The sequence below is a fragment of the Runella limosa DSM 17973 genome (assembly GCF_000482465.1).
In the GTDB taxonomy this organism is placed as follows: domain Bacteria; phylum Bacteroidota; class Bacteroidia; order Cytophagales; family Spirosomataceae; genus Runella; species Runella limosa.
In genome coordinates this window covers 1-8106 of the sequence record NZ_AXVJ01000079.1, presented here as the reverse complement: position 1 = coordinate 8106, position 8106 = coordinate 1, and the positions used below count along the sequence as shown (strand labels likewise).

At 35.1% G+C, this 8106-nt stretch carries 8 protein-coding genes; 2 read left to right on the top strand and 6 right to left on the bottom strand.

What is annotated here, in order from left to right; translation table 11 throughout:
- Positions 1-152: 152 nt before the first annotated feature.
- The 5 genes from K339_RS0109480 to parA all read right to left on the bottom strand — a co-directional run bounded on the left by K339_RS0109480 (position 153) and on the right by parA (position 4477).
- Positions 153-653 (bottom strand): hypothetical protein, encoded by a 501-nt coding sequence (locus K339_RS0109480; protein WP_028523381.1) that lies wholly within the window; start codon positions 651-653, stop codon positions 153-155.
- Positions 654-832: 179 nt separating this feature from the next.
- Positions 833-1789, bottom strand: a complete 957-nt coding sequence (locus tag K339_RS35875; RefSeq protein WP_051397910.1) for a DUF8464 domain-containing protein — start codon at positions 1787-1789, stop codon at positions 833-835.
- A gap of 712 nt (positions 1790-2501) precedes the next feature.
- Positions 2502-3446 (bottom strand): replication protein RepA, encoded by a 945-nt coding sequence (locus tag K339_RS33150; protein WP_051397909.1) that lies wholly within the window; start codon positions 3444-3446, stop codon positions 2502-2504.
- Between the two features lie 107 nt (positions 3447-3553).
- Entirely contained in the window at positions 3554-3823 is a 270-nt protein-coding gene (locus K339_RS0109465) for a hypothetical protein (RefSeq protein WP_028523380.1), read from the bottom strand.
- Positions 3824-3835: 12 nt separating this feature from the next.
- Entirely contained in the window at positions 3836-4477 is a 642-nt protein-coding gene (parA, locus tag K339_RS0109460; RefSeq protein WP_028523379.1) for a ParA family partition ATPase, read from the bottom strand.
- A gap of 224 nt (positions 4478-4701) precedes the next feature.
- Here parA and K339_RS0109455 point away from each other — a divergent pair, with 224 nt between their 5' ends.
- A complete protein-coding gene (locus K339_RS0109455) occupies positions 4702-4917 on the top strand; it encodes a hypothetical protein (RefSeq protein ID WP_028523378.1) in 216 nt (71 codons plus the stop codon).
- 41 nt (positions 4918-4958) lie between these two features.
- Here the strand turns inward: K339_RS0109455 and K339_RS0109450 are convergent, their stop codons facing one another.
- Positions 4959-5552 (bottom strand): tyrosine-type recombinase/integrase, encoded by a 594-nt coding sequence (locus K339_RS0109450; protein ID WP_028523377.1) that lies wholly within the window; start codon positions 5550-5552, stop codon positions 4959-4961.
- Between the two features lie 403 nt (positions 5553-5955).
- Between K339_RS0109450 and K339_RS0109445 the strand changes: the two genes are divergently transcribed.
- Complete coding sequence (locus K339_RS0109445) at positions 5956-7668, top strand: DUF262 domain-containing protein (protein WP_028523376.1); 1713 nt, start codon at positions 5956-5958, stop codon at positions 7666-7668.
- Positions 7669-8106: the final 438 nt, after the last annotated feature.

The following is an 8106-nucleotide window of genomic DNA, read 5'->3' as shown; positions in this document are numbered from 1 at the left end:
AGTGTAAAGCGCTATCGAAAACAAATTGAAAAGACAATTGATCAGCCAGCTATCTCCAAGTGACGGTTTTTGTACGAAACGGCAAAACTACCCAACTATTGTTAGTATGGGGCAGTTTGTTAGGTTGCTTGCATTGCTTTAAATCGCCTAATTTATTTAATGTAGAAACTGCAACCATCACAATACCCTTCTATTTCCACCGATGATCGAAATCCTTGGCCATTAATTCTATAATCGTAATTTGGATTGACCGAAACCCGACGTTTGTCATTCTCTAGTGGAGATATCCTTCCAGATGCAATCACATATTTTGATAATACAACAGCACAATCGCTTTCGTTAGTCTTTAAATTACAAGAACACTCTGATGTCTCAACTACTCTATCATAAAAGGTAAAGAATATTCCTGAAGTAGACTTATCTTTTGCATTAAAACCTCTGACGTATTCAAGTAAACTAAGCCAATCTTTTTTATCATTAGGGTTGTAGTTTTCAGCTACTATCTCAAGGCAGTATGTAGCATATGAACTCAATCCCATTCGGTGAACGCCAATGTTGATAGTTTTAAAAGAGGGAGAAAAAAAATTTCCTTTTTCATGAAAGGCCGTTAGTGCAACCAAGCTGAAAAAGAGTAGAATGGCTTGTGGTTTCATTGCTTCTGTTTATTTAGGTGAGAAAAATGCATAAAGTAAGTTACCAATATTTATCTAACTTTATCTAATTACTTTACGAAACCTTATAATTTCTTTGTGGAATGGGTTTTTTGTTTTACGAAACAATTTTTCAGGCGTAAAACTGGTTACAGTATAAAGCTTATTTATGTCTATCAAGGCTATTTGTTCAATGTGCTGGCTTGGCTCTTTGATAGATATTCGTTAAAATCTTTATGCCCTTGATAAATATCTGAACAATCATCTGTAATTCCTTGGAATTCACTTCTGAAAAATGCTTTTACTTTTTGCCCTGTGGTATCATTGTCCAAATAAAGCGAAATTTTTGAATAGTTACCTGTTTTTAGCATATCTTTTGTTTGCTCTTGAAAAGAAGCAGAATTCATAATTAGTACATCAGCCTCTACTAAGCTTTGAAATTTAGCTAAATCAACTGATTGATAGTAAGTTAATGCAGACAAGAAATCCATAAATCCTTCAAAAACTGCTGCTCTATCCTGCCCTTTGCCTTTTACAAAGCTTATGCCCTTTTGACCTATGGAGCTTTTGAAATAGGCGTTGCGGATTTCATACCCTTCATTTTCATTACGAATACCTGCGGCAAAGTATGTTTTACCGTTTTCGTTGTTCCTGTATTGAACCTCCACCAAGTATTTAACGGCTATGTCTGGATTAATGCCCCTTTGTTGGGTTAAATATTGCAGTAATGCCTTGCCATTAAATGAATCTACGCTAAGGGGACTTATTTTACGCAAGGAGAGAGTTTTATCTCCTGCTGGTAGGTTGGTAGCCTGTGGTGGTGTTAGTGGCACTGAGGGTGTAGAAAATAGGCTTTGCTGTGTATCTCCAATTAAACTTTCTAAATTGGCTAAAGCTCCTTTAATATCGGTGTGGTAGTATCTGGTCGCAAAATCTAAAACTGTGCCGCCTGTATCGCCAAAATCATTCCATATCCATTTATTGCCAAGAAAGCTTGTATGAAAGGAAGGTTCTATTTCCTTCCTGAATGGGGAACAATACCATAATTCATTGCCGCCTTTAAGCCTTTTTACGGGTTGGTGGCCAAGTTTTGACAAAATGGCAGGAAGAGAAAGTTTTTTTGCTTGTTCGGAATTCATAAAATATTTAATCCATAGATTTATATTTTAAAACCTTTCTTTTTTCTTTTCAACAGCAAATAGAAAATATCAAAAATTTTAGCAAGGAGGGTGCAAAATATCTTAGTTCAGTAAAAAATTACTAAAAAAAGTTTTCAACATTTTTGACTGCATTATAGGTATATTAAGATATAGGGTTATATATATAGGTTTGGGCGAGTAAATTCACGTACCTTTGCGCGAGTAAATTCACGTGGATAAGTGGGGTTTGCGCGAGTAAATTCACGTAGATAACCCTAAAAAATGCCCTAAAAATGGGGGGCGCGAGTAAATTCACGTGCCTTTGCTAACTAACTGATTTATAGCTACTTGATTTGTCAAATTAGTGTTTACTTAAACCTATTTAAAAAAGTTATCCACATTGGAATTTTGAGCGGCGGCGCGAGTAAATTCACGTACATTAAAATTTATATAAACTACTGATAATCAAATATTTATGCATAATTATTTTGTGTTTTTCGCCTAATAATCCCCTAAAAGTGTGAGTAATTTCACGTGACTTTAAAGCAACAATAGTTTTAGAGGTTCTACTATCGGTTGTACTGCATTGTATCAAAATGGGGCGCGAGTAAATTCACGTACATTAAAATTGTAAATTTTCCCTTAACCTTCTGCTACTGACCAATCTATGATTTTACCAAAATTAGAGCGCGAGTAACTTCACGTACCTTGCTTACGTTTTTGTGTTTTGAGAAAAAGATGGTATTGAAATAATAGTTTTTTTCTCAACTGGTGGCGGTGAATGATATAGATTTAAGCCTTTTTCTTTGACTTCTTCAAGTTTGGCAAAAGGATATTGCTTGATAACAGTGTTTAGATTTTTAAGAAAATCACGCCTAAAATCTCTAATCCGTGAATAATTTTGGCCGAATTGTTCCCATAAATTAACCCATGAAACAAATTGAAAATCCCCCCTTGGAATTCTATGCAGCCTTTGAGCAAGCCAAGCATAAATATCTAATGCCATAGAGTTATTAGCCAAAGCTCCTAAAGCTCTTTCATCTAAAGGTATGGCATGGTTAAGCAAGCTTTCAAAATAATCTTCTGAAAGCTGCACACTTGATGGCCATAAAATCCTTTGTCTTTCATCTTTTGGAAACCATAGATCAAAAGCACTAACTATTTGTAGCTCATACTGAACGCCTCTTACCCCGTCGCTATACCCCAAACTTAAACGTGCGGTTGAAAGTCTGCGTAATTGCTCTTTTACTTCCTTGATTGTGTAACCGTCTATATTTAGCCCTATACGCTTTATGAAGGCTGACATTGAGTCTTCAACATCAATTATTTTGCTTTGGGTTTTTATCGCTTGGCTGTTGATATGAGCAAGAAGCAAACGGGCTTTAGTGCCGTATGGTAAACCAACATTTTCAAAATGGCCTTCTTGATTAATAGCCTTACCTGCTTGCACTAACAGCGAAACATTACCTTGCTTTTGCTCCCATTCCCGAACATCATCACCTAAGTTACGAGTAGGTAGAAAGGTTTGGCATAATACCGAATGTTGAAACACGGCATTTTTGATTGTTGCTCTATCTGTGGCTATTTTTAACCCGTTTTGAAAGGCTTTTAATTCCCTATCAGTAATTATTCTGGGTTCTTTTTGCTTTTCATTCATAAGGTAAGAATTTGCTTTTGAAAAAATAATAACCTGATTATCAGTTATTTCAAGCTAATATATTTAAAGAAAAACACAAATAAAGAAAACATTAAATACATATTTCTTTATTTATTCATATCTGCTTCTATCAGCATAGTTATGTACATCCTATGAGTTAGCTTTTTTCCTGAAAGCTTTTTTCCAACCAATTTATGAGCCATTTTTTCGTAAATATCTATTGGTAAATCAATAGTTAAACGATGATATTCTTCTCTTGTAGAGTGAATTTCCTTAACGGCTTTCTCTGTCTTTTCAACATCAATTTCTGTTTTTTTAACGTTGAATTTTGGGCTTAACCCTAAAGTGTTTTTTAGTCCTAATTTTTCCTTTGCCATAACTCTACTATTTTAAAGTTTTTTAATAATTTTAGATAGTTCATTGAATAAAGTAACTGTTTCCGCTTTTGCTTTATCATCCTTATATTCAATAACACCTAACCCTTTGATAACAGCCTCACGGTATGCAGTACGGCTTTTAAGGGTGGTTTTCAAGATTGGGATTTGCTGCTCATTAAGAACTTCCATTACTTCTTTTCCAATGTTGGTATTAGGCTGGAACTGGTTCATTAGAAAATAAGCAGGGATTTTCTTTTCCTTTTCAATCTCGGCTTCATGGTGACGTTCAAGAAACGTCTTTGCTGCCCAAATATCAAGACCACTGGGTAAAATAGGAATAAGCAGTAAATCAGCCAATAAAATAATTTTACTGGACAACTTGTTAAGCGATGGAGTTCCGTCAATGAGTATGATTTCGTAATCTTTACTCATAATCTTTACATTTTTTGAAAGTTCAATACCGTCTGGCTGGCCAACGACTGGAATGCTTGGCACTTCATCGGGGCGGAATCCTGACCAGTGTATTGCACTTTGGTTAGTATCAACATCAAAAATGCAGACCTTAAAACCAGCATGAGCAAAGCATACAGCAAGGTTTTGTGTTATTGTGGACTTCCCTACTCCACCTTTAAGACTTGTTACCGAAATAATCATATTTGACTCAATTGCCGTTGAAAAAAAAATTTAAAGAAATACAGAAATATTTATTTAAATAAAAAAAGATTTGAAGAATTAATGGAACAAAGAAAAGAAGAAACAATGAAACAAGCTAATTTTTAAACATAAATGTTTCATTATTAGCACATTATATAGTTAATTATAAAAATTTAAATGTATTTTAGCGCATAATTTCTAACTTAGGGCGTAAATTTAAATATATGACTATTGATATTCACGATAGTAATTTTGACTCCGAGATAAGTAAAGTGTTACAACTTACAACAGCAGGAGCCAGTAAAACATCTGTAACCTTATCTATAAGAAAGGTAAACTCAGAAGGTGAGGAAGAAAGTATTGACATTGTTTTGCAGAAAGCAGAGGCTTTGGTAGTTGCTGAAACGATTCGGATTTATTTTGAGCAAGCTAATAATTAGTAGTATGTGTTATGAAATAAAAATATATTAATGAAGGAATTTTAATTACTATTCCAAATGCGTTGAGCTAAACCTCTACGCTCTTTGCCTTGGGTACGGGTATAGATTGCGGTGCTATCTAAATAGCGATGCCCTAACCATTCTTGTATTTGCTGAACGGGTATTTTATTTTCTACTGCGGCAATGCCAAAAGCATGGCGCAAACCTTTAGGGCAAGCTTTCTTGCCATTGATGGCCGCTCGTTGCATGACACGCTTAACATGATTTTGGCCTGTTCGGTCTGTGAAGCTCCAAAGTTTTTCCCCTTTACGCTTTGGCTCGGCTTGGCGTTTTTGGATATGGTAAACATCATTGAGTTTTTCAAGGTAGTCTTCGGGTAAGTCTATGAAGCGAAAAACACCCGATTTACGACGCTTCAAGGTTTCAATAAAAACGCCCTTCTCGCTGAAATCAAACTTGTCATAGGTTATATTAAGGCACTCATTGAGGCGGCAGCCTGTGAAGTACAGCATTTGAGAGAAAAACTTTATATCTGGCTCCTGAAAGCGGGTAGCCTCAAAAAAAAGCTTCCGCTCCTCTGCGTTTAGATATAATCTTTCACCTGTGGTGCTGTCGTGTAATTCGGATAATTCCATTTTCGCACTATTTATGGGAAGTACGAAAGCAAAACTACTAAAACCTTTAAAAATGTCAAGGATTTAGATAGAAAATGACCAAAAGAGTAGGGGCTTTTCGTACTATAAGTGGTAAAAGGCGAAATAAAGGCAAAACTAAAAGGGACAGAGACAGAACATTGACCACTTGATAACTTTTTAAGGAGATTAGGTATAAGCTTGGCTTTAAGTGGCATTTGACATTAAATAAAAAACTTTGCATAGATACTCAACAATACAAAAAGTACGACATGCATAATACCACACAAAATCAAAAAAGTACAACAACAATACAAAATGTACGACAAAACTTTCGCATATTTGAGAGTAAGCGGTCATTCCAACGACCACCCTACTGACCGACAACATAAATTAGCAAGACTATATGAGTTATATTCCGAAAACAATTAGTGAAGTAACATCCGAGTATTTAAACAGGACGACTTTTTTGCCAGCCATACAACGAGAATTTGTTTGGGGGACATATGGAATTGAAAAACTTTTCGATTCAATTATGGGCGACTTCCCTATCAGCACTTTCTTGTTTTGGAAAATAAAAGAAGAAAATAAAAAAGAGTGGACGGCTTACGAATTCCTTAGAGATTTTGACCAAGAAGCACCGCATAATAATGAAGCATCTGTAACAGGCATCAATCAAGACATCTATTTGGTTCTTGACGGACAGCAAAGGCTTACATCTTTATTCATTGGACTAAAAGGCTCTTATCGTTACTTTTATTATCGTTGGACAAAGACCAAACTTTATCTGAACATTTTAAAAGCCCCAATCAAAAGCGACAACCCAGAAGAGTTCACATATCAATTTCAGTTTAGGGAAAATAACATTCCTAACCCTAAAGACCCAAATCCCCAATATTGGTATTTAGTTGGCGACATTCTAAACTTTGACGACGCAGAAGATTCCAAAAAAGAAATTAAAGAAAGGCTAAAGGATTTTACAGACGACCAAAAAGATATTGCTAACTCTCACATTGGACGACTACATTCAAGAATCCACACATCAAGACTTCTTAACTATTACGAAGAAAAATCCCAAGACTACGACAAAGTTGTCGAAGCTTTTATTCGAGCAAATACAGGCGGAGTAAAACTTGAATACAGCGACATTTTACTTTCTACTGCAACAGCGAAATGGGTTAATCTAAATGCAAGAGAAGAAATTCATTCATTCACCGACAATATTAATGCAACAGGAAGTGGCTACTCATTCGGAAAAGATTTTGTACTGAAAGGCTGTTTGTATTTGACTGACGATTTACCAATTCAATACAAAGTGAAAAACTTTACAAGAACCAACCTTGAAAAAATTGAAAACAATTGGGATAATATTACGGACAATATTGAAATGACCGTTCAGTTAATGCACAAGTTCGGTTTCAATGATAAAAGTTTAGTTGCAAAAATTGCGTTGTTGCCAATATCATTTTACTTAGGCAAACTGAAACCAAAGAATTTTATAGATTCAACAGACAAGAATGATGTACGAAATCAAAATATCATTCAAAAGTGGTTAATTATTACTTTGCTAAAAAATGCTTTTGGTGGTTCATCCGATACTATTCTAAAAAACCTTCAAGAAACAATTAACGCACAAACTGACTTTTCGTTTTTTCCATACGAAGCATTGAACAAGCGATTAAATATTGAAGCAAGTTTTAACGATACAGAAATTGAAAATCTGCTTACGACAAATTACAGCACTAAATACAGCTATCTAATTTTGTCACTTCTATACCCAGACAGAGATTGGAAAGGCAAGAAATTTCACGAAGACCATATTTTTCCAAAGTCTGAGTTTACAGCAGCCAAATTAAAAGCTCGTGGTTATGACACAGACACAATTATAGAATACCAAAAGCATTTTAATTCAATTGGCAACCTGCAACTTTTGACAGATTCTGAGAACCTTGAAAAAAGTGCAGAGGATTTTGAAACATGGTTTGCTACCCGTGACATAAACTTTAAGGACAGAAATACAATACCGACAATTAGCACTTATAACTTTGAGAACTTCCTTGAATTTATAACAGAAAGAAAAAAGCTATTAGGTCAACGACTAAAGACGTTTACGATTTGACGAGAAAAGGAACGAACCGCTTACATGGGTTTGGCGTTATAGGGGCTGAAGAATAAAGGCTAAAGTTTAGTATTTCAATTTATCTTTAGTACAAGGGTTGGGCTGACGTTCCCTGATTTCCCCTACAACGCCAAGCCCTAAACCGTTAGCAGTAATTTTAGACAGACCATAGAGGGTTACACTTCTGCAACGGTCGTCCCTGAAATGTAACCCCTGTAAAATAGGTTGCTTTAGCTTCTGTTAACATTTAATTAACTTATATATGGTATAATAGTATAACAACCTAAAAGGATATATATATGTCAGATTCTAACCATAACGCAACTGATGATAAAAACCCCAAACCAAAACATAAACAAAGGGATACTGACGAACATAAACATAATGACGAGCCAAAACCTATACGCAAAGAAATAACTGGCAAATTAGTAGCAGCAA

What these genes read in the sequence shown, in the direction of transcription:
- K339_RS0109445 (WP_028523376.1), top strand. Translation starts at nt 5,956, where the DNA reads ATGAGTTATATTCCGAAAACAATTAGTGAAGTAACATCCGAGTATTTA.
- K339_RS0109450 (WP_028523377.1), bottom strand. Translation starts at nt 5,552, where the DNA reads ATGGAATTATCCGAATTACACGACAGCACCACAGGTGAAAGATTATAT.
- K339_RS33150 (WP_051397909.1), bottom strand. Translation starts at nt 3,446, where the DNA reads ATGAATGAAAAGCAAAAAGAACCCAGAATAATTACTGATAGGGAATTA.
- parA (WP_028523379.1), bottom strand. Translation starts at nt 4,477, where the DNA reads ATGATTATTTCGGTAACAAGTCTTAAAGGTGGAGTAGGGAAGTCCACA.
- K339_RS0109465 (WP_028523380.1), bottom strand. Translation starts at nt 3,823, where the DNA reads ATGGCAAAGGAAAAATTAGGACTAAAAAACACTTTAGGGTTAAGCCCA.
- K339_RS0109480 (WP_028523381.1), bottom strand. Translation starts at nt 653, where the DNA reads ATGAAACCACAAGCCATTCTACTCTTTTTCAGCTTGGTTGCACTAACG.
- K339_RS0109455 (WP_028523378.1), top strand. Translation starts at nt 4,702, where the DNA reads ATGACTATTGATATTCACGATAGTAATTTTGACTCCGAGATAAGTAAA.
- K339_RS35875 (WP_051397910.1), bottom strand. Translation starts at nt 1,789, where the DNA reads ATGAATTCCGAACAAGCAAAAAAACTTTCTCTTCCTGCCATTTTGTCA.